18 protein-coding genes are annotated in these 18,866 nt (G+C 63.8%); 10 read left to right on the forward strand and 8 right to left on the reverse strand.

Annotated features, from left to right (window positions below):
• Nucleotides 1-157: 157 nt before the first annotated feature.
• Nucleotides 158-1,027, reverse strand: coding sequence for a glutathione-dependent disulfide-bond oxidoreductase (yghU, locus tag ACYG97_RS04255; protein ID WP_023730411.1), 870 nt, complete (start codon nucleotides 1,025-1,027; stop codon nucleotides 158-160).
• 431 nt (nucleotides 1,028-1,458) lie between these two features.
• Between yghU and ACYG97_RS04260 the strand changes: the two genes are divergently transcribed.
• On the forward strand, nucleotides 1,459-2,370 hold the full coding sequence (locus ACYG97_RS04260; protein ID WP_023671416.1) for a S1C family serine protease: 912 nt from the start codon (nucleotides 1,459-1,461) through the stop codon (nucleotides 2,368-2,370).
• A 188-nt stretch (nucleotides 2,371-2,558) separates the two neighbouring features.
• Here ACYG97_RS04260 and ACYG97_RS04265 read toward each other — a convergent pair whose 3' ends face one another.
• Nucleotides 2,559-3,173, reverse strand: a complete 615-nt coding sequence (locus ACYG97_RS04265) for a hypothetical protein (protein WP_023730413.1) — start codon at nucleotides 3,171-3,173, stop codon at nucleotides 2,559-2,561.
• A 168-nt stretch (nucleotides 3,174-3,341) separates the two neighbouring features.
• Between ACYG97_RS04265 and ACYG97_RS04270 the strand changes: the two genes are divergently transcribed.
• The 6 genes from ACYG97_RS04270 (at nucleotide 3,342) to ACYG97_RS04295 (ending at nucleotide 9,125) form a co-directional block, all read left to right on the forward strand.
• Nucleotides 3,342-3,932 carry a YdeI/OmpD-associated family protein gene (locus tag ACYG97_RS04270; protein ID WP_031262508.1) on the forward strand — a complete coding sequence of 197 codons (591 nt, stop codon included), beginning with the start codon at nucleotides 3,342-3,344 and terminating at the stop codon, nucleotides 3,930-3,932.
• A gap of 426 nt (nucleotides 3,933-4,358) precedes the next feature.
• Nucleotides 4,359-5,567, forward strand: a complete 1,209-nt coding sequence (locus ACYG97_RS04275; RefSeq protein WP_023707116.1) for an ABC transporter substrate-binding protein — start codon at nucleotides 4,359-4,361, stop codon at nucleotides 5,565-5,567.
• A gap of 2 nt (nucleotides 5,568-5,569) precedes the next feature.
• A complete protein-coding gene (locus tag ACYG97_RS04280) occupies nucleotides 5,570-6,373 on the forward strand; it encodes an ABC transporter ATP-binding protein (RefSeq protein ID WP_352792485.1) in 804 nt (267 codons plus the stop codon).
• Nucleotides 6,370-7,074, forward strand: coding sequence for an ABC transporter ATP-binding protein (locus ACYG97_RS04285; protein WP_023734718.1), 705 nt, complete (start codon nucleotides 6,370-6,372; stop codon nucleotides 7,072-7,074). Before ACYG97_RS04280 ends, ACYG97_RS04285 begins: the two co-directional genes overlap by 4 nt.
• A gap of 175 nt (nucleotides 7,075-7,249) precedes the next feature.
• Nucleotides 7,250-8,137, forward strand: coding sequence for a branched-chain amino acid ABC transporter permease (locus ACYG97_RS04290; protein ID WP_023671423.1), 888 nt, complete (start codon nucleotides 7,250-7,252; stop codon nucleotides 8,135-8,137).
• 1 nt (nucleotide 8,138) lies between these two features.
• Nucleotides 8,139-9,125 carry a branched-chain amino acid ABC transporter permease gene (locus ACYG97_RS04295; protein WP_023707120.1) on the forward strand — a complete coding sequence of 329 codons (987 nt, stop codon included), beginning with the start codon at nucleotides 8,139-8,141 and terminating at the stop codon, nucleotides 9,123-9,125.
• Here the strand turns inward: ACYG97_RS04295 and ACYG97_RS04300 are convergent.
• From ACYG97_RS04300 to ACYG97_RS04315, 4 genes are read right to left on the reverse strand one after another with little or no spacing between them, the layout of a single operon-like run.
• Nucleotides 9,119-10,063: a Csu type fimbrial protein gene (locus tag ACYG97_RS04300; RefSeq protein WP_023734719.1), complete on the reverse strand. Its 945-nt coding sequence runs from the start codon at nucleotides 10,061-10,063 to the stop codon at nucleotides 9,119-9,121. The two genes, ACYG97_RS04295 and ACYG97_RS04300, sit on opposite strands and share 7 nt — an antisense overlap.
• Before the next feature lie 14 nt (nucleotides 10,064-10,077).
• A complete protein-coding gene (locus ACYG97_RS04305) occupies nucleotides 10,078-12,489 on the reverse strand; it encodes a fimbria/pilus outer membrane usher protein (protein WP_352914364.1) in 2,412 nt (803 codons plus the stop codon).
• Nucleotides 12,461-13,183, reverse strand: coding sequence for a fimbrial biogenesis chaperone (locus ACYG97_RS04310; RefSeq protein WP_031262512.1), 723 nt, complete (start codon nucleotides 13,181-13,183; stop codon nucleotides 12,461-12,463). The genes ACYG97_RS04305 and ACYG97_RS04310 overlap by 29 nt, the downstream gene beginning before the upstream one ends.
• Nucleotides 13,184-13,209: 26 nt before the next feature.
• The gene (locus ACYG97_RS04315; protein ID WP_023734722.1) at nucleotides 13,210-13,701 is read right to left on the reverse strand and encodes a Csu type fimbrial protein; all 492 of its coding nucleotides are present in this window, start codon (nucleotides 13,699-13,701) and stop codon (nucleotides 13,210-13,212) included.
• 819 nt (nucleotides 13,702-14,520) lie between these two features.
• Between ACYG97_RS04315 and ACYG97_RS04320 the strand changes: the two genes are divergently transcribed.
• The 3 genes from ACYG97_RS04320 to ACYG97_RS04330 all read left to right on the forward strand — a co-directional run bounded on the left by ACYG97_RS04320 (nucleotide 14,521) and on the right by ACYG97_RS04330 (nucleotide 17,878).
• Complete coding sequence (locus tag ACYG97_RS04320; protein ID WP_023734723.1) at nucleotides 14,521-14,910, forward strand: DUF427 domain-containing protein; 390 nt, start codon at nucleotides 14,521-14,523, stop codon at nucleotides 14,908-14,910.
• 151 nt (nucleotides 14,911-15,061) lie between these two features.
• A complete protein-coding gene (locus tag ACYG97_RS04325; RefSeq protein ID WP_023734724.1) occupies nucleotides 15,062-15,619 on the forward strand; it encodes an RNA polymerase sigma factor in 558 nt (185 codons plus the stop codon).
• A gap of 144 nt (nucleotides 15,620-15,763) precedes the next feature.
• On the forward strand, nucleotides 15,764-17,878 hold the full coding sequence (locus ACYG97_RS04330) for an EAL domain-containing protein (RefSeq protein WP_023697759.1): 2,115 nt from the start codon (nucleotides 15,764-15,766) through the stop codon (nucleotides 17,876-17,878).
• A gap of 37 nt (nucleotides 17,879-17,915) precedes the next feature.
• Here the strand turns inward: ACYG97_RS04330 and ACYG97_RS04335 are convergent, their stop codons facing one another.
• Nucleotides 17,916-18,416, reverse strand: a complete 501-nt coding sequence (locus tag ACYG97_RS04335) for a hypothetical protein (RefSeq protein ID WP_023685942.1) — start codon at nucleotides 18,414-18,416, stop codon at nucleotides 17,916-17,918.
• Between the two features lie 106 nt (nucleotides 18,417-18,522).
• Nucleotides 18,523-18,753, reverse strand: a complete 231-nt coding sequence (locus tag ACYG97_RS04340) for a DUF6894 family protein (protein WP_023671435.1) — start codon at nucleotides 18,751-18,753, stop codon at nucleotides 18,523-18,525.
• Nucleotides 18,754-18,866: the final 113 nt, after the last annotated feature.

Raw genomic sequence — 18,866 nt, forward strand, 5'->3', positions numbered from 1 at the left:
ACCAGCCTGCCATGACCGCCCCCTCTCAGCGAATTTGCAGAACTCTCAGCACACTACCGGGAGGTCGACCGAAGGTCGGGTGGGGGTGCTTGGCGCCGACCCCCACCCCGATCCGCTTTGCGGATCGACCCTCCCCACAAGGGGGAGGGTAAAAAAGTCACTCCGCCACCACCAATTTATCCTGCGTCTTCGTCTCGAAATCGCTGGCGTCGTGGCGCTCGTGCAGTTGCATGGCGGGGTCGCCGAAGGCGCGGTTGACCATGCGGCCGCGTTGCACGGTCGGGCGGGCGTCGATCGCCTTGGCCCAGCGTTGTACGTGCTCGTAGTCCTGTACCGACAGGAACTCGGCGGAATCATTGTACATGCGGCCGAGCGCCAGGCCGCCATACCAGGGCCATACCGCCATGTCGGCGATCGAATAGAAGGCGCCGCCGAGATATTCGGTCTCTGCCAGCCGCCGGTCGAGCACGTCGAGCTGGCGCTTGGTCTCCATGGCGAAGCGGTCGATGGCGTATTCGAACTTTTCCGGCGCATAGGCGTAGAAATGGCCGAAGCCGCCGCCGAGATAGGGCGCCGAACCCATCTGCCAGAACAGCCACGACAAGGTTTCCGCGCGCGCCGGCTGTTCGGTCGGCAGGAACTCGCCGAACTTTTCCGCGAGATAAAGCAGGATCGAACCGGACTCGAAGACGCGGACAGGCGTCTTGCCGCTGCGGTCGAGCAGCGCCGGGATCTTGGAGTTGGGGTTGACCTCGACAAACCCCGAGCCGAACTGGTCGCCATCGTTGATGCGGATCAGCCAGGCGTCGTATTCGGCGCCCTTGTGGCCGAGCGCCAGAAGCTCCTCCAGCATGACAGTCACTTTGACCCCATTCGGCGTCGCCAGCGAATAGAGCTGCAGCGGATGCTTGCCGACCGGCAGCACCTTGTCATGCGTCGGACCGGCAATAGGCCGGTTGATGCTGGCGAACGTGCCGCCATTGGCTTTCTTCCAGCTCCAGACTTTCGGCGGGGTGTATTCGGTCATGCGGGAAATTCCTTGGGTTTGGCGGGGCGAAAACGACTTGCGCGAGGGCGCGAGACTGATGGCGGAAAAGTCGGCGGAACCTAGATACGGGAACACATAGGTGCAATTCAGAAAGGTTCAACTTGTGTTGAACTATTATCGATGTCGGCGCCGCCCCTCATGGCCCTGCCGGGCACTTCTCCCCGTATAGTGACGGCGAGAAGGACGCTGTCGCCTACTGATTTCGCCAATTGCCAGCGTTGCCAAGAGCGCCGATGTTGCGGCCATCTCCCTTCTCCCCGTCGCTATACGGGGGAGAAGGTGCCGGCAGGCGGACGAGGAGCAGCGCCAGCCTCTGAAATGATTGCCTTGTTGCCTAAGCCCTTGCGCCCTGTGCAGCGCGGCATACCTATAGAGGATACTGCCCACGCATAATCTGCCAGGATGAAAGCATGCCCATCGATCCCGTTTCCCCGCTCTTGCGCTCCGTCGTTGGCGTGCGCGCCATGGTTCCCGACGATGCCTTCACGGCCAATGCCCTGGGCACGCGCCGGGAAGGCAGCGGCGTCGTCATCCGCGGCGACGGGCTGGTGCTCACCATAGGCTATCTCATCACCGAGGCCGAGGAAGTCTGGCTGACCGACCAGGACGGCCGCGTCGTGCCGGCGCATGCGCTGGCCTATGACCAGGAGACAGGCTTCGGCCTGGTGCAGGCGCTGGCGCCGCTCGGCCTGCCGGCGGTGGCGCTGGGTGACGCCTCGAAGGCCAAGATCGGCGACCCCGTGGTGTTTGCCGACGGCACCGGCCGCTCGGTCAAGGCACACATCGTCACCAAGCAGGAATTCGCCGGCTATTGGGAATATCTGCTCGACGAGGCGATCTTCATTGCCCCGGCGCATCCGTCCTGGGGCGGCGCGGCGCTCATCGGCCAGGATGGCAGCCTGCTCGGCATCGGTTCGCTGCTTTTGCAGATGAGCCGCAACGGCGAGGTCGCTGACATCAACATGGTCGTGCCGATCAACCTTCTGACCCCGATCCTCGACGATCTGCTGACGCGCGGCCAGGTGGCGAAGCCGCCACGTCCATGGCTCGGCGCCTTCTCGGCCGAGAGCAACGGTGCGGTCGTGGTGATGAGCGTCGCCGAAGGCGGCCCCGCCGCCAAGGCCGGCCTGCGCCAGGGCGACATCATCTCCGACGTGCGCGATGGCGAGGTCGACGGGCTCGCCGATTTCTACCGCAAGCTATGGCAGAATCCGGCGGGTTCGGAGATTCCTCTCAGGGTCGTGCGTGACGGTCGTGAGACTTGGCTGCGAGTGAAATCCGCCGACCGAAACAGCTTTTTGAAGAAACCGCATCTGCAGTGAAGCCAATCTCCCCCCAAGTGGGGGAGATGCCCGGCAGGGCAGAGGGGGGGCGCGAAGAATCGCGACCTCTCGATCTATTTTCTGACAAGAATCGCGGGATAAACGTGGCTGACACTGGCCGGTGCGTTGGCGGGACAGCGGCCCCCCTGCCGGCCATCTCCCCACGAGGGGGGAGATTGGCTGCCCCCTCAATCCCCGCATACCCTAAAAGGCGTCCCCGTGTCCCACTCCGCGAAGGGCACGACCTGGCCTTCGACAGACACGATACTGTTCACCTTGCTGTCATCATCCTGCGTCTGCATACTTTTGCCCTTGCCGGTCAGCACGTCGTAGTCGCAGCTGCTGTAGACGACAACGGACTGGTATTTGTAATGGTCATAGGCAACGCCGGCGACGACGAAGGCTTCGTTGCGCCAGGCGATGGTCAGCGTCATGTCGGTCCGCTCGCCGGGGCCGATCAGCCCCGGCAGATAGATCTTGATCGAGCCGTTGGGCAGCAAGGTCAACTCCGGTTCGATGCCGGAGCCCTCATAATGCGGCTGGTCGTAGTCGTTCCATTCGCCGTAGACCTGCTCATGCACGACGCCGGCGGGTTTCAGAAAATTGTACTTTTTGTCCCTCAGGAAGAAATGCATGTCCATGGTATCGTCTTCGGGCTCGGTCTCGACGATCATCGCCAGATCGGCGGCGCCGTCGCCATTGAAGTCGCCGGTCAGCGCGGTGATGATTTTCTGGGTTTCGATCGGTTCGGCCAGTGCCGAGGCCGGCAGCAGAAGGATGAGGCCGAGTAACATCGCTCGCATGGCATTTCCCCCGAATTGCAGTCTGCCTTGCCCGGCTGACCAGCAGGAAACTGCCACGGGCGTCGGCTGCGGCGCAAGCCAGTGCGGAATAGTTAGGGATTATCGACGCAGCTGACGGAAACTGGCATCGACAGCCGATACAGCCGGCCCGGCAACAACGAGGTGATGATGGCGCCGTTCAAGGTCGATCCCGACAAGGTTCATGAATTCCCCGATCCCGACAGTTTTTACGCCTGGCTGCGCGAAAATCATGCCGGCGAGAGCGAGGTCTGGATCAAGGTCCACAAGGTCGGCTCGGGCCTCGCCTCGATCACGCCGAAGCAGGCCATCGACGTGGCGCTGTGCTTCGGCTGGATCGACGCGGTACGCAAAGGGCTCGACGACAAGAGCTTTCTGCAGCGCTACACGCCGCGCGGCAAGAAGAGCATCTGGAGCAAGATCAACATCGACAATGTTGCCCGCCTGGTCGCGGAGGGCCGCATGACCGAACACGGGCTGAAACAGGTCGAGGCGGCCAAGGCCGACGGCCGCTGGGACCGTGCCTATGGCTCAGCCATGGAAATCCCCGCCGATCTGCAGGCCGCCATCGATGCCGAGCCAAAGGCGAAAGAGATGCTGGCGAAGCTTTCCGCCCAAAACCGCTTCGCGCTCGCCTTCCGCACCCACAACATGAAGACGGAGGCGGGGCGCAAGAAGAAGATCGAGGCTTTCGTCGCGATGCTGAAGCGCGGCGAGACGATCTATCCGCAGAATCGGTGAGGCGTTCGCTCCTAGTCACTCATAAGCTAGCGCTTGAACACCCCCCTCTGGCCTGCCGGACATCTCCCCCGCAAGGGGGGAGATCAGCAGCTTCGCTGACGGCGCCACCCTGCAACGTCGGCGACTGGCAACGGCGGCAGTGACAACCAATCTCCCCCCTTGAGGGGGAGATGTCCGGCAGGACAGAGGGGGGTGAAGGAACTCGGCCTCCAAGGCTTGTCGTTATGCCTGCACGCCTGCTACGAAAATAGCATTCTCGCCTCGCGAAATGTGATGCTACGGTTCCCGGCGCACCCAGGGCGGAGGGGTTGCCAAGAGGAGAAGTGACGGGCGCTGGCCCGGATTTCAGCGAGAACCGGACGGAACTGTTGAACCATTGCAAGGCCGCCGCGTTTCCCGGCGTCGGCCACAAGGGAGGAACCACCTGTGAAAGCATCCTATCTCGTCTCAGCCGCGCTGCTTGCGGCGACTGCGATGCCGGCGGCGGCCGGCGAAATTTCCGACGGCAAGGTCAAGATCGGCATCCTCAACGACCAGTCGGGCGTCTATGCCGATTTCGGCGGCGAATGGTCGGTCGAGGCCGCCAGGATGGCGGTCGAGGATTTTGGCGGCAAGGTGCAGGGCGCGCCGATCGAGATCGTCAACGCCGATCACCAGAACAAGCCCGACATTGCCTCCAACATTGCGCGCCAGTGGTACGACACCGAGCAGGTCGACGCGATCATGGAACTGACGACATCCTCAGTGGCGCTCGCCGTCCAGGGGTTGTCCAAGGAAAAGAAGAAGATCGACATCGTCACCGGAGCGGCATCGGCCGACCTGACCGGCAAGCAATGCTCGCCCTACGGTTTCCACTGGGCTTACGATACCCACTCGCAGGCGGTCGGCACCGGCGGCGCGCTGGTGCAGCAGGGCGGAGACAGCTGGTATTTCATCACCGTCGACTATGCCTTCGGCTATTCGCTGAAGGAGCAGACCTCAAAGGTTGTTGAGGCAAGCGGCGGCAAAGTGCTGGGCGAGGTGCGTTACCCCTTGGGATCGACGGATTATTCCTCCTTCCTGCTGCAGGCGCAGTCCTCCGGCGCCAAGGTTATCGGCCTTGCCAATGCCGGCCTCGACACCTCCAATACCATCAAGCAGGCGGCCGAGTTCGGCATCGTCGCCGGCGGCCAGCGGCTGGCAGCACTTCTGTTCACGCTTGCCGAGGTGCACGGCCTCGGACTGCAGGCGGCGCAGGGCGTGGTGCTCACCGAAGGGTTTTACTGGGACCGCGACGACAAGAGTCGCGACTTCGCCGGGCGCTTCTTCAAGCGCACCAACCGCATGCCCAACATGATCCAGGCCGGCACCTATTCGGCGGTGCTGCAATATCTCAAGGCCATCGACAAGGCCGGCACCGACGAGACCGAGGCGGTCGCCAAGCAACTCCATGAAATGCCCGTCGACGACATCATCAACGCCAACGGCAAGGTACAGGCCGACGGCTCGATGGTGCACGACATGTATCTCTACCAGGTCAAGAAGCCCGAGGAGTCGAAGAAGGACTGGGATTACTACACCTACCTTGCGACCATTCCGGGCGACAAGGCCTTCATCAAGGCCGAAGACAGCGGCTGCCCGCTCGTCACCAAGTGACGATGGTGCAAGCCGTGGCCGTCCAGCAGGACGGTGCCGAAATCCAGCCGCGGGTGGTGCTTTCCGCCCGCGGCCTGCGGCGCGACTTTGCCGGTTTCGTCGCCGTCAACAATGTCGACCTCGACGTCCATCACGGCCAGATCCATGCGCTGATCGGGCCGAACGGCGCCGGCAAGACGACGATCTTCAACCTCTTGACCAAGTTCCTGCAGCCGAGCAGCGGTAGGATCAAACTGTTGGGCAACGACATCACCCGCACCGCGCCGGCCAGGGTGGCCCGCATGGGTCTCGTCCGCTCGTTCCAGATATCGGCGATCTTTCCGCATCTGAGCGTGCTCGACAATGTCCGCGTCGCCTTGCAGCGGCCGAGCGGGCTCGGCTTCCAGTTCTGGCGCTCGCTGGCCGCGCTTGACCAACTGACTCCACGGGCGCGCGAACTGCTTGCCGTCGTCGGTCTCGACGATGTCGCGCATCGTCCGGCCGGCGATCTCTCCTATGGCAGGAAGCGCGTGCTCGAGATCGCCACCACGCTGGCGCTCGACCCGAAAGTGCTGCTGCTCGACGAGCCGATGGCCGGCATGGGGCACGAGGATGTCGGTGTCATTTCCGGCATCATCCGCTCGCTGGCAACGGACCGCGCCGTGCTGATGGTCGAGCACAATCTCACCGTCGTCGCCGACCTCTGCGACTGGATCACCGTCATGCAGCGCGGCCAGGTGCTCGCCGCCGGCGACTACGCGACGGTGAGCAACGATGAGCGCGTCAGGGTCGCCTACATGGGGACCGAGCAGGGGGACCGAGCATGAGTGAGCCGCTGCTTGCCGTGCGCGATCTCCATGCCTGGTATGGCGAGGGCCATGCGCTGCATGGCGTCAACCTCGACGTTTTTCGCGGTGAGACCGTGACGCTGCTCGGCCGCAACGGCGTCGGCAAGACCACAACGCTGCGCGCCATCATGGGGCTGGTCCGCAAGCGCAGCGGCAGCGTCGCGTTCGACGGCAGCGACCTGATGCGCCTGCCGCTGCATCGTGTTGCCCATCGCGGCATCGGCTTCGTGCCGGAGGAGCGCGGCATCTTCGCCACGCTCACCGTCGACGAAAACCTGATCCTGCCGCCGGTGGTGGCCAAGGGCGGCATGAGCGTCGAGGAAATCTTCGATCTCTTTCCCAACCTCAAGGAGCGCCGCAACAGCCCCGGCACCAAACTCTCCGGCGGCGAACAGCAGATGCTGGCCATGGCCCGCATCCTGCGGACGGGCGTGCAGATGCTGCTGCTCGACGAGCCGACCGAGGGCCTGGCGCCGGTCATCGTCCAGCTCATCGGCGAACTGCTGGCGACCTTGAAAAAGCGCGGCATGACCATCCTGCTCGTCGAGCAGAATTTCCGCTTCGCCGCGCGCATCGCCGACCGCTTCTATCTGATGGAGCATGGCAAGGTGGTGGAGGGTTTTGCCGCAAGCGAGCTTGCCGCTCACACGCAACAGCTGCACGAGGTGTTGGGGGTATGATGACGACAGCCCACGGCAGTACCCCCACCCCGCTGCTGCGCAGCGACCCTCCCCACAAGGGGGAGGGTGGAGGGCCACCGCCCTACCTCCCCCTTGTAGGGAGGTCGGACCGAAGGTCCGGGTGGGGGTACGTGCCGCACAGACGCATCCCGCTTGCAACACCCTCGGTGACGCCATGACCATGATCTTCGGCATCCCCGTCCAGGCCTTGCTCGGCCAGATGCTGGTCGGGCTGATCAACGGCTCCTTCTACGCCATGCTGAGCCTCGGCCTGGCCGTCATCTTCGGCCTGCTGCGGATCATCAATTTCGCCCATGGCGCACTCTATATGCTCGGCGCCTTCATCGGTTACCTGCTGCTCGTCCATCTCGGCATCGGCTACTGGCCGGCGCTGCTCCTGGTTCCGCTCATCGTCGGCGTCTTCGGCATGGCGGTCGAGCGCGTGGCGCTGTCGCGGCTCTACCGCCTGGATCCGCTCTACGGGCTGCTGTTCACCTTCGGACTGGCGCTGGTCATCGAAGGCGTGTTCCGTTTCTACTACGGTGTGTCAGGCAACCCATATGCCGTTCCGGCGCAGCTTGCCGGCGGCACCAATCTCGGCTTCATGTTCCTGCCCAACTATCGCGGCTGGGTGGTGGTGGCCTCGCTCATTATCTGCATCGGCACCTGGCTCCTGATCGAAAAGACCAGGCTCGGCTCCTATCTGCGCGCCGCGACCGAAAATCCCGAGCTGGTGCAGGCCTTCGGCGTCAACGTGCCGCTGCTGCTGACGCTCACCTATGGGCTCGGCGCGGCGCTCGCCGGCCTTGCCGGTATTCTCGCCGCGCCCGTCTACCAAGTCAGTCCGCTGATGGGCTCCGATATCATCATCGTCGTCTTTGCCGTCGTCGTGGTCGGCGGCATGGGTTCGATCCTCGGGGCCATCGTCACCGGCTATATGCTTGGCCTCGCCGAGGGCCTGACCAAGGTGTTCTATCCCGAGGCGTCGAACCTCGTCGTCTTCGTCATCATGGCGGTCGTGCTGCTCCTGCGCCCCGCCGGCCTGTTCGGAAGGGACGCCTGAGATGAGCGAGGCAACCCTTCACCAACAGCGCACCGCCGCCTCCGTGCGGCTGGAGCGGGTATTGCTGGCATTGGCCATACTGGCGCTGATAGCCGCGCCCTTCTTCGTCTATCCGATCTTCCTGATGAAGATGCTGTGCTTCGCGCTGTTTGCCTGCGCCTTCAACCTGCTGCTCGGCTACACCGGGCTGTTGTCGTTCGGCCACGCCACCTTCTACGGCGCCGCCGCCTATTTCTGCGCCTACGCCGTCAAGGCATGGGGCTGGCCGCCCGAGGCCGGCATCCTGCTCGGCACCGCCGGAGCGGCCGTGCTCGGCCTGGTCATGGGCTTCCTCGCCATCCGCCGGCAAGGCATCTATTTCTCGATGATCACGCTGGCGCTGGCGCAGATGTTTTATTTCTTCTGTGTCCAGGCGCCGTTCACCGAAGGCGAGGACGGCATACAGGGCGTGCCGCGCGGGCATCTGTTCGGCATCGTCGATCTCAACGTCACGCTCAACATGTATTTCGTCGTGCTTGCCGTCTTCCTCATCGGCGTCTTCGCCGTCTGGCGCATCGTCAACTCGCCCTTCGGCATGATCCTGCGTTCGATCCGCGAGAACGAGAACCGCGCCATCTCGCTGGGCTATTCGGTCGGCCGCTACAAGCTCGCCGCCTTCGTCATGTCGGCAGCCCTTGCTGGGCTTGCCGGCGCCACCAAGGCGATCGTCTTCCAGTTCGCGACGCTGACCGATGTCACCTGGCAGATGTCGGGCGAGGTGATCCTGATGACACTGCTCGGCGGCATCGGCACCATGGTCGGTCCTGTAGTCGGCGCCGGCCTGGTAGTCGGGCTGGAAAACACCCTCGCCACCTCCGGCTTCCCGGTGACCATCGCCACCGGCCTGATCTTCATGATCTGCGTGCTGGTCTTTCGCCGCGGCATCGTCGGCGAGATTTACGCGCGCTGGCTGGCGCCGGCCAACGGCGAGGAGGCCCGCGATCAATAGGTGATGGTCACCACCACCGTGTCGGTGTAGACGCCGGCCGAGGGCGTCGTCTGCGGCGGCACGCGGCCATAGACGGTGAGCGCCTGGGCCGTACCGGTTCCGGTGCCGGCCACCGTGCTTCCCGGCGTTCCGGCATCACCCCAGGGCTGCGCGCGCGCAATGTCCTTGTAGAGGCCGTAGGTGACCCGCTCGGCCCCCTTCGACATCTTGCGGTTGGTCGGCGTGCCGCCTGTCGTGCCGCCATCCAGGGAAACCGTATAGGCGGTCGACGGCGTGCAGGTCACCGAGACCTGGCCGGTGGCATCGGCATTAGCGGTGAGCACGCCCTTTGAGCCAAAATCGATGTTCTGGGTGGTGACCAGGCAGTTTGCCTGGACCGTGGCGTTGATGGTGAAGGTCGGATCGGGCGCCGTCAGACCGAAGCCGGTGTTGCAGCTGTTGCCGAGCAGGTCGTTCTGGTAGCGAAACTCGACGTGGATGCCCGAAAATATCGACTGATAGGTGCCCGGCGGAACCGCTGACTGGCCGCCGGTCACCCGAGCGTAGATCGTGGCGCTGCCGGATGCATTGCCGATGAGAATGGGCACCAGCACCTGCGGCGGCGGGCGCGATGCATAGGCCCAGGCATAGGAACCCCACACGACGCTCATTCCGGGGTCCGAATAGAGCTGGTAGTTAAGGCTGTTGGCGCCGCTCGCCATCTGCCTGGCTGCCGCCGAGGTAGCACCCCCACTGCCGGCGCCGATATTCGGACAGAACAGGATGCGCACCACGCCGCCGGTGCAATTCATGTTGAGTGTCGCCGTCGCGGTGGCTGCGGTGGCCGACAGCGTGTCGATGAGACCGAAATTCATGTCGGTGACGGTACCGGTGCAGCTCTGCGCCCGGGCCAGCGACGGCAGCAGTACGAGGATTATAACGACTGCAGCGCGCATCATTTGGCCTGGGATTTTCATTGGCACACCACATCCTTGATCGTCACTTGCCGGCCTCGCACCGCTTCGAACGGGAAATCCGCTCGGCACGAGCTGCCGTCCGCCAGACCGACCACCACCGCATTCTGCTTGCCGAGGCCCTTGATGTAGGCCTGCCCATCATAGCCGACGACGAAATCTTCCGTGCCGCCGTCGACGCGGCCGGCAAGCCCGGCTTCGAGCGGCGTGCCGCTCGGGTCGACCAGCGTCACCAGCGCGGCCTGCGCCGCCTCCGACACGCCGAACTTCAGCACGACGCCGTTGCGGTCGGCCGGAACGACAGTCTCCTTGGTGGTCGGAATATCGGCGTCGACGGGCAGGTTCTTCGGGTCTATCGACACCGTGTTCGGCTCATAGGAATTCAGCCCGGTGACCAGGATGCGGCCTTTGCTGTCGGTCTTCCCGACCGGCCGGTTCTGATGCAACACCTCCACGTCCGGCGTGCCGACATCGACGACGGCAAAGGCGTCGTCGATGCGATTGGTGGCGAACACGCCGCCGCCGGCCACGGCGATGGCGCCGTCCATCTGCCCGGTCACGCGAAAATCATTGTCGAACTGCTGGGCGCCGGCCGCGAGGCGCGCAAACGGCGCCCGGTAGCTCACCGCTGCCGAGCGGTTGGGAACCTCGCCTTCGGAGGTGCGCAGCCGCCAGCCGATGCTGCCGTCCTCGGCCCGCTCCGCCTTGGCGAGGTCGGCAGTGACATTGAGGCCGTCAGGGCCTTGCTCGACGCCTGTCGAGGCCGAGATGTCGTCGTTGAACGGGATCGAAATCCCGGCGAACACGCCATAGCTGCTGTCGTCATCGAGATCGGCGAAGGCCGTGGCATAGAGCGTGCTGCGCTTGAAGAATGCCTGGCTGTAGGACAGGCCGACGATCTGGCTGCTTTCGCCCTTGGCGCTCTTCAAATGCGTATAGGACAGGTTGAGGCTGGAGAAATCGATCGGCATCGGCACGCTGAGTGTCACCTGGTCGACAGCGCGCGGCACGCCGGCGCTGAAACGGGTGAAGTCGTCGGGGTCGAGAACCGGCTGCGCCGTCACCGAGGCGATGTCATCATAGCCGCCAAAGGCCCGCTGCATGTGAGCGTTGATCGCCCAGCCATCATAGCCGAATTCGACACTGGCATCGACCAGCGAGCCGGTGCGCCCCTCATGATGGCTGCCGGCCACCGCCACCGACGCCGCGCCATAAGGCCCGAGCGGGAAGGCAGCACCTATGCCGCCATTGATCAGCTCGGCGCCGCCCTCGGCATGGGCTTCCAATGTCAGCCGGTCGGTCACGCCGTAGCGCGCGCTGGCGACGCCCATGACGCGGCCATCATAGTCGTCGGAAGAGATGCCGAAATTGCGCCGCGCCATGCCCGCCTCGACGGAAAAATCGAGCAGTCCCTGACGCAGCATCATGCTGGAGGCATAGAACGGCAAGGTGGCGGTGGTCTCGCGCCCCAGGCTGTCGCGCAGCACCACCTGGGCCTGTCCGGCGCCGGTGAACACCGGCAAATTGGTGACCTGGAATGGCCCGGGCTGGATGTCGCCGGAATAGGTACGCACGTTTTGCGTATAGACCTCGAGCGTCGACGGCACCGCCGCCGTGCCGCCGAAGGACGGCAGCGGCAGCGTCACCAGGTCCGATCGCAGGTGGAAGTTGCGTTGCGCCTGGACGCCGCCGAGATAGACCGGCCGCGTCCACGACAAGCCGCCGGAGACGAAGTCGCCGGCGCGGTAGGTCATCAGCCGGTCGGGGTCGGAATAGCTCCAGGTCGTGTTGAGCCGCGTAAAGCCGCCCAGCTTGCCATCGGAATAGCCGGCGATGAACGACTGGCTGAGCGTGCCATAGGGGCTGAACACGCGCGCATCGAAGCCGCCGGAAACGCCTTGGAACAGCTCGACGTCCTTGTCGAACAATGTGTTGGAGCTGGCAAACAGCGAATAGTTGAGAACCGCGCCCAAGCCCGATTGCGGCGCCGGCCGGTCCTGCAAGCGCAAGCCGAGATCGACCATGCGCGCCTCGCGGCTGTCATCGGCGGCGGTGACGTAGAGGCGCTGGGCTACCTCATCGATCCGAAACGAAACGTCGGCCAACTGGTCGAGCCTGACCAGGCCGCCGGCGTCGGCTATGTCCTCCGGCGGTTTCAGGCCGACCTCCTTCAGCTCTTGCGGCGTCGATGCCAGGCCGCCATCCGGCATCTGGGTGAAGCTGCCGATCAGTTTGGTCGAGACGTCGTTGATGAACACCTCTAGATAAAGGCTGCGGCCGGCTTGCTGGCCAGGGTCTTCAGGGTTCGTCACGGCCGGCAATTCTTGCGCGTTCACCGCCGAGAAAGGTGTGAAAATCGCGAGCGCGACGACTAGCGCGATCCTATTTGCCCTTGACGGCAACTTTGGCATCGAAGGGTCCAAGATCGCTCTGTGCCTTCAAAAGCACGGAGCCAGCGGACAAGGATTTGCTGCTGCCGATCGGCCACTGCATGGTCGCGCCGCCCAGCACATAGCCGACGAGCCCGTTTCGGTTGCCGAGCTTTTTGCCGTTCTGGGTCAGGGATAGGTTGGACAAGCGGAGACGACTTTCACCGGTATTGCTGGCTGTCAGCACAAGACTGCCGCCCTTGCGCGAAACACTCCAGGCGACTGCCGGCGCGGCGGCATCGGCGTCGCGGAAAAACACCGGGACCGAATAGCGCAGCGCGAGCGCGACCGTACCGGCCTTCTTGCGCGACGGGTCGGGTAACTCGTCGACGATGACGCGGTAGCTTTCCTCGGCCCGCACCGGCGCCTTGCTGACGCGCACGACGCGAACCACGTATTGGGCATTGGGTCCGAGTTTGGTCGATGGTGGGCTGGCGACGACGTCCGTAGTCGGCGTCAGCGTCTCGATCCCGCCAGCCTGGCTCCAGGCGAAGACGCGTATCTGCACATTGATCGGCCGCTTGGGGTCATCGTTGCTGAGGTTGAGAACCGCCGAGGCGTCGGGCGAGATCAGCTCGAGACCTGTCGGCGCCACCCTGAGCGAAGCGGCTTGTGAGAGACCGGCGCACAGCAACAGAACAGCCGTGGCTCCGATGCATGAAAGCATGGATCGCATGATCGTCCTCGTGTTGGTATCGATTGTCAGTACGTTATGGTGATCGCAACGGTGTCGGTGTAGAGGCCCGCCGCCGGTGTCGTCTGCGGTGGAACACGCCCGTAGACCGTCAGCGGCTGAATGGCGCCGTTGCCGGTTCCGCCGACCGTGTCGGTGGGGATCGTGGTGCCCCAAAGCTGCGTCCGGGTGCTTTCCCTGTAGATGGTGTAGTCGATCGTCGCCGACGCCGGCCCGGTCATCTTGCGAACAGCAACCGTTGCGCCCGCGCCCGCTCCGGCGCTCAGACCAACATTGTAGGACTTGCCGGTCGTGCATTGCACGTTGATGGTGCTGGTCTGGTCGACATTCGCATCAATGACACCGTGCGAGCCGAAATCGAGATCGCTCGCCGTCTGCACCTTGCATTCGTCGGTAATCGTGATGCGGACATTCATGCTGCCCGTCGCGGTCGCGGCGATCGCGGGCAGGATGGGAAGCAGCGACGCTCCCGTCAGCAGCGCATATTTCAGCAATCTCATGCGTGTTTCCTCCGTCGGGCAGACCGTTCCTCGCAACACAGTCTTGACCCGGATTTCACTCCTACAGCTCCTCCGTTGCATGCTTCGCAAGACATCAACGATACAGTAATGTCAGAAGCGAACTGTGCAATGATTATTACAACTTAGACTCGGATTACGACAGCGAATAACTTCGGTATGTATCGGATAATTTTGGTTAATATTTGGTTAACAGAGATGAAATGGACATTTTTCCGAAGTGAAAGTTCGTCTGTCGAAAATTTATTTTGCTTCTCGTGCCGAAAAGGCGAAAATATCTGGCAAATCATCTTGATTTTGTAGAGTCTCACCTGTCGCCCTTTATTATCGATATTTCGCGGCGTGCACCGGCGCCAAGCAGCCATCGCCATAGCCGCGCCGGTAGCTGTTCGCGCCTGTCCAAGCCTTGCGGTCGTGCTGACAGGGCCGCATTCGCCAAAACCGTGTTCCGCCCGGCCCAAGCATGGCCGTCCCGGCTGAGATAAATCCACCGCCGTCGGATCGCGGCGAAACACATGCGAATCGTTCTTGCCACGCTGGCCCGGATTTCCTTCGGCGGCGCATCGGCCGGACGGGAGATGCGCCTGTTGTCCCTTGGGGCCATGATCCACGGCCGGCAGCCGCGCGGACCGGCTGCCAGACGTCAGAAAAGGAAGAACGATGAAGAAGACCTATGAAAAGCCACAGCTCGAAAAGCGCCAGAAGCTGTCGCGTGTGACCGCTGTCGCCGGCCCATCAGTGACCAGTGAGAGCTGACGCCGTCGACCGGCATCGAACCACCAGCGGACAAGGAGAGCAGTCATGGATCAGCATGCGAACCCGTCACCCGGCTTCAGGCGCAATCCGGGCAAGGTGATCACCGTCGAGCCCTTCAACGGGCGTGTCGTCGTGTTTGCAAACGGCACCATCATCGCTTCCTCGGCAAAAGCCAAAATGGTGACCGAGCCGCCCCATCCCTTCTCCTTCTACATCCCGTTCGAGGACATCGACTTCCGCAAGCTCAGGAAGACGGAGCGGTCGACGCTGTGCCCCTACAAGGGCGACTCCAGCTACTGGAACGTGCTGCCGGCGAGTGAAACCGGCAACGACGCGATGTGGGCCTATGAGCAGCCCTTCGACGAGATGGCCGAGATTCGCGCCCACGGCGCCTTCTATCCCGACCGGGTCACCATCGACGCCACGCCGCGCTAGCGCGTCATGCCTGTCGCCCAAAAGTGCCCAGCGTTTTTGGAGCCGACGACAGGCATGAACAGAGGAATTTTTTCAGATCAGCCAAAGCTGTCCTCACCCGGGGGCGCAGCGGTTTTGCGGCAACGGCATGCCGAAACGAAGACAAAAGGTCATGGACGAAAAGCAGAGAGCAATTCTCGACGAAATCCCGCGCCTGCGCCGCTATGCGCGCTCGCTGCTGCGCGACCGCGATTCCGCCGAGGATCTCGTCCAGGACTGCCTGGAGCGGGCGCTGCTGCGGCTGGACAACTGGCAGACGGGAGAGAGCCCGCGAAAATGGCTGTTCACGATCATGCATCATCTGTTCATTGACCAGATGCGCAAGGTGAACCGGCGTGGCGAGGCCTCGATGCTGCCGCTGGAGGCCGGCGAGGTGCAGGCCTCTCCCGCCGACCAGCTGGAGAACGTCGCCGCGCGCGAGATCATCGACGCGCTGCAGGCGATCAGCCCGGACCGCCGTGCCGCGCTGACCATGGTCGCCATCGAGGGCTTCTCCTATGCCGAGGCCGCCGAGATGCTCGGCGTGCCGGCCGGGACGCTGATGTCGCGCATCGCGCGCGGCCGTGAGGAACTGCGCGGCCTGCTCGAGGACAATGCGCGCCGCCGCGCGATAAGGATCGTCGAGCCAGGCCCGGCCAGGGCGGTTCCAATCAGGGCGCCAATGGCATGACGAGCCCCAATCGCATGATGATGCCTTACGGCATGGTCCGGCACGATTGCAGGCCTTGTCCGCACTGTGGGCGCGGCCACCCGGTAACGCTTTCTTCTCTGCTTGCGTGCATAGTGGCGGCGACGGAGTGAGCGAAACCAGGGCATGGCTGAAGAGAAAATACGCAACGGCGAATTCTGGGCGCTTGCGCTCGAACGCGCTCATCTCGGCGTATGGGATTGGGATATTTTGAGCGGCGACTGTTTCTATTCGCCGACCTGGTCGCACATGCTGGGTTATGAGGATGGCGAGCTTGCCAACAGCGACGACCTCTGGCTGAAGCTGACGCATCCCGACGACCGCCAGCGGGCGCTGGCCAGCGGCGAGCGGCACATTTCCGGCCTGACCGCCTCGATCGAGACCGAGCTGCGCCTCAAGCACAAGGACGGCCACTGGATCTGGGTGCTGGACCGCGGCGGCATTGTCGAGCGTGACGAGACGGGCAAGCCGGTCAGGCTGATGGGCGTGCAGACCGACATCAGCCGGCAGAAAGAGGCGGAAGCCGAACTGGAGCGGGTCAATGTGCGCTTTCGCCTGGCGCTGGCGGCCAGCGGCACCGGCATCTGGCATCACGATATCGACGCCAACAAGAGCTATTGGGACGCCCGCACCAGGGAGATATTCGGTCTGGTCGCCGACACCGACGAGGTGGCCGCCGACCTCTGGCATTCCTATCTGCACCCCGACGACAAGGATGCCGCAGAGCGCGCCCATCTGGCGCCGCTTTCGACCGACGGCGTCGTCGCCGCGCAATACCGCATCGTCAGGCGCGACGGCGAAATCCGTCATGTCGAATCGCTGGTGCGCTTCATCGCGGCGCCCGAGACGGCGGGCCAGATTCTCGGCACCGTGCGCGACATCACCGAGGACAAGAAACGCGAGCGGGAACTCGCCTACGCCGCTCACCACGATGCGCTGACCGGCCTGTTGAACCGTGCCGCCTTCGACCGGCTGCTGGCCGTGCATATCGCCACCGAGCGGGCTTTGCCGCTGGCGGTGTTCTATGTCGATCTCGACTACTTCAAGGCGCTCAACGACTTTGCCGGCCACGCCGCCGGCGACCTGGCGCTGAGGGGTGTCGCCGCCGGTATTCTGGGCTGCCTGCCGGCATCGGCACGTGCCGCGCGCCTCGGCGGCGACGAGTTCGCGCTGCTGGTGCCCAATTGCCAATCGGCCAAGGCCGAGGCGCTGGCGGGCGCCATCCTTGCGGCGGTCCGTGACGCCGACCTCGGACTGCCGGCGACCTCGCGAAAGCTCGCGGCCAGCATCGGCATCGCCTTCGTCGAGGACACCACCACCACGGTTGCCGATGCGTTGGCCTGCGCCGACGACGCCTGCTATGCCGCCAAGGCGGCCGGGCGCAATCGCTTCGCGGTGTTTTCGGCGGACGCGGCGTCGGGCTCCGGCGGCCTCAACGCGGCGCGTGTCGCCGCCGACACGGTCGACGCCATGGATGACGGGCGGCTGAAACTGTTCGGCCAGGAGATCCATCTTCTGGGCCAGCCTTGGCAGGAGAGCCGCCATGTCGAGGTGCTGGCGCGGCTTGCCGGGCGCAATGGCAAGCTGATCCCGCCCAACGAATTCATTCCGGTCGCCGAGCGCTTCGGCATTGCCTCGCGGCTGGACCGCTGGATCATCAGGACAGCGCTTTCGCAGCATGGCGCGGCGATGCGGTCAGGCGCCATCATGCTCGGCTTCAACCTGTCGGCGCAGACGCTGAGCGATCCGCTGCTGTGGGATTTCGTCGACGCCGTCATCGCCGAGACTGGGGCGCCGCATTCCGGCATCGGTTTCGAGATCACCGAGACCGCGGCCGTCACCAACTTCGACGCCGCCGAGCAGTTCGTGCGCAAGGCGCGCGAGCGGCAATGCCGCGTCAGCCTCGACGATTTCGGCGCCGGCATGAGCTCGTTCGAATATTTGCGGCGCTTTCCGGTCGATCAAATCAAGATCGACGGCTCGTTCATCGAGAATATCGCGGAAAGCCGTTTCGACCGCGAGATCGTCTCGGCCATAGCGGGCATCGCCAAAAGTCTCGGCTGCGCGGTGGTGGCCGAAAAGATCGAACAGCAGGAAGCGCTCGACATTTTGCGCGGCATGGGCGTGGCCTATGGCCAGGGTTTTCTGCTTCACCGGCCGGAGCCGCTCGAGGCGATCGTCGCGCGGGCCGGCGAACAGTCACCATCCAGCGGACAGTCACCGGAAAAGCGCTTCGGCTGACGGCTTCTCATCGCCCGAGCTGGCGCGACTTGTCCGGCTAACCGGCGTCGGCCTTTTCCTGCTTTCGCTGCGCCGCCTCCTTCTTGCGGCGCAACACCTCGTCGGTGCCGACAAGGTCCTTCGAGCCGCCGGAAATGGCGGTCGAGACGACGGCGGGCGGATCGCTGGCCGGAAAACTGTCTTCGAGGCCTGATTGCAACTGCTCCTCGAGCGTCTGCGGGTTCTCGGAGCGGCCTTCGGCGCGGCGCTCGCCAACGGCTTCGACATCGCTCTTGGTGTCGGGGTGAGCGCGGGCTTCCGATATCGTCGACACCACCAGCTCGATGGCGAACTCTTTCATCGCCTCGGCTTGCGGCCCATCGACATCAGAGTCTTCGATCAGGCGGATGAGCGACTTTTCCAGGGCGCCCAGTTCCTTGACGCCCTGACACCGCGCCAGACGCTTGGTGAGCGAACCGATCAGCGCCGGGGCAAAGGTCGAATAGGCAAGCCTGCGTGTGTCGTCGACCTGCTCGGGATGAAGCTTTTGCAAGGACATAGATGCCTCCAGTCAATCAGCCGTGCAGCTTCTGCCGCTGGCCCCTCCTTAGGAAACAGAGGGGAGGGCAAGAGGTTCCATACAGTCCTCGACAGGGTCGACGAGTTCAACTCCACAGCGACGCCATGGTCAGTGACGCTTCGAATATCTGCTCCCTGTTCTCGTTCAGCATCTTGACGGTGATCCGCCGGTGGTCGCCCTCCGGTATCTCGTCGCGCGCCACATCGTGCAATATGCGCAGCGCTTCGGCTCCCGCACGCTCCCGGCTGGGAAAAAGCTGCCCCTCTTCATCAATCTGGGTCTCGGCGTTGTACAAGTCGAAGTAGAACCGTTCCATGTGTGCAAGGATCCCTGCGTGAGAACGCTAAGGCGCATCGCGGTTGAAAGGACGCAGGCGACGCGCTTCAGGTCTGTGTTTTTATGCATGTCGTTGTCTCAAAATCGGGGCCA

The sequence above is a fragment of the Mesorhizobium sp. W067 genome (assembly GCF_054719525.1).

What these genes read in the sequence shown, in the direction of transcription:
- yghU (WP_023730411.1), bottom strand. Translation starts at nt 1,027, where the DNA reads ATGACCGAATACACCCCGCCGAAAGTCTGGAGCTGGAAGAAAGCCAAT.
- ACYG97_RS04260 (WP_023671416.1), top strand. Translation starts at nt 1,459, where the DNA reads ATGCCCATCGATCCCGTTTCCCCGCTCTTGCGCTCCGTCGTTGGCGTG.
- ACYG97_RS04265 (WP_023730413.1), bottom strand. Translation starts at nt 3,173, where the DNA reads ATGCGAGCGATGTTACTCGGCCTCATCCTTCTGCTGCCGGCCTCGGCA.
- ACYG97_RS04270 (WP_031262508.1), top strand. Translation starts at nt 3,342, where the DNA reads ATGGCGCCGTTCAAGGTCGATCCCGACAAGGTTCATGAATTCCCCGAT.
- ACYG97_RS04280 (WP_352792485.1), top strand. Translation starts at nt 5,570, where the DNA reads ATGGTGCAAGCCGTGGCCGTCCAGCAGGACGGTGCCGAAATCCAGCCG.
- ACYG97_RS04285 (WP_023734718.1), top strand. Translation starts at nt 6,370, where the DNA reads ATGAGTGAGCCGCTGCTTGCCGTGCGCGATCTCCATGCCTGGTATGGC.
- ACYG97_RS04290 (WP_023671423.1), top strand. Translation starts at nt 7,250, where the DNA reads ATGACCATGATCTTCGGCATCCCCGTCCAGGCCTTGCTCGGCCAGATG.
- ACYG97_RS04295 (WP_023707120.1), top strand. Translation starts at nt 8,139, where the DNA reads ATGAGCGAGGCAACCCTTCACCAACAGCGCACCGCCGCCTCCGTGCGG.
- ACYG97_RS04300 (WP_023734719.1), bottom strand. Translation starts at nt 10,063, where the DNA reads ATGATGCGCGCTGCAGTCGTTATAATCCTCGTACTGCTGCCGTCGCTG.
- ACYG97_RS04305 (WP_352914364.1), bottom strand. Translation starts at nt 12,489, where the DNA reads ATGCCAAAGTTGCCGTCAAGGGCAAATAGGATCGCGCTAGTCGTCGCG.
- ACYG97_RS04310 (WP_031262512.1), bottom strand. Translation starts at nt 13,183, where the DNA reads ATGCGATCCATGCTTTCATGCATCGGAGCCACGGCTGTTCTGTTGCTG.
- ACYG97_RS04315 (WP_023734722.1), bottom strand. Translation starts at nt 13,701, where the DNA reads ATGAGATTGCTGAAATATGCGCTGCTGACGGGAGCGTCGCTGCTTCCC.
- ACYG97_RS04320 (WP_023734723.1), top strand. Translation starts at nt 14,521, where the DNA reads ATGGATCAGCATGCGAACCCGTCACCCGGCTTCAGGCGCAATCCGGGC.
- ACYG97_RS04325 (WP_023734724.1), top strand. Translation starts at nt 15,062, where the DNA reads ATGGACGAAAAGCAGAGAGCAATTCTCGACGAAATCCCGCGCCTGCGC.
- ACYG97_RS04330 (WP_023697759.1), top strand. Translation starts at nt 15,764, where the DNA reads ATGGCTGAAGAGAAAATACGCAACGGCGAATTCTGGGCGCTTGCGCTC.
- ACYG97_RS04335 (WP_023685942.1), bottom strand. Translation starts at nt 18,416, where the DNA reads ATGTCCTTGCAAAAGCTTCATCCCGAGCAGGTCGACGACACACGCAGG.
- ACYG97_RS04340 (WP_023671435.1), bottom strand. Translation starts at nt 18,753, where the DNA reads ATGGAACGGTTCTACTTCGACTTGTACAACGCCGAGACCCAGATTGAT.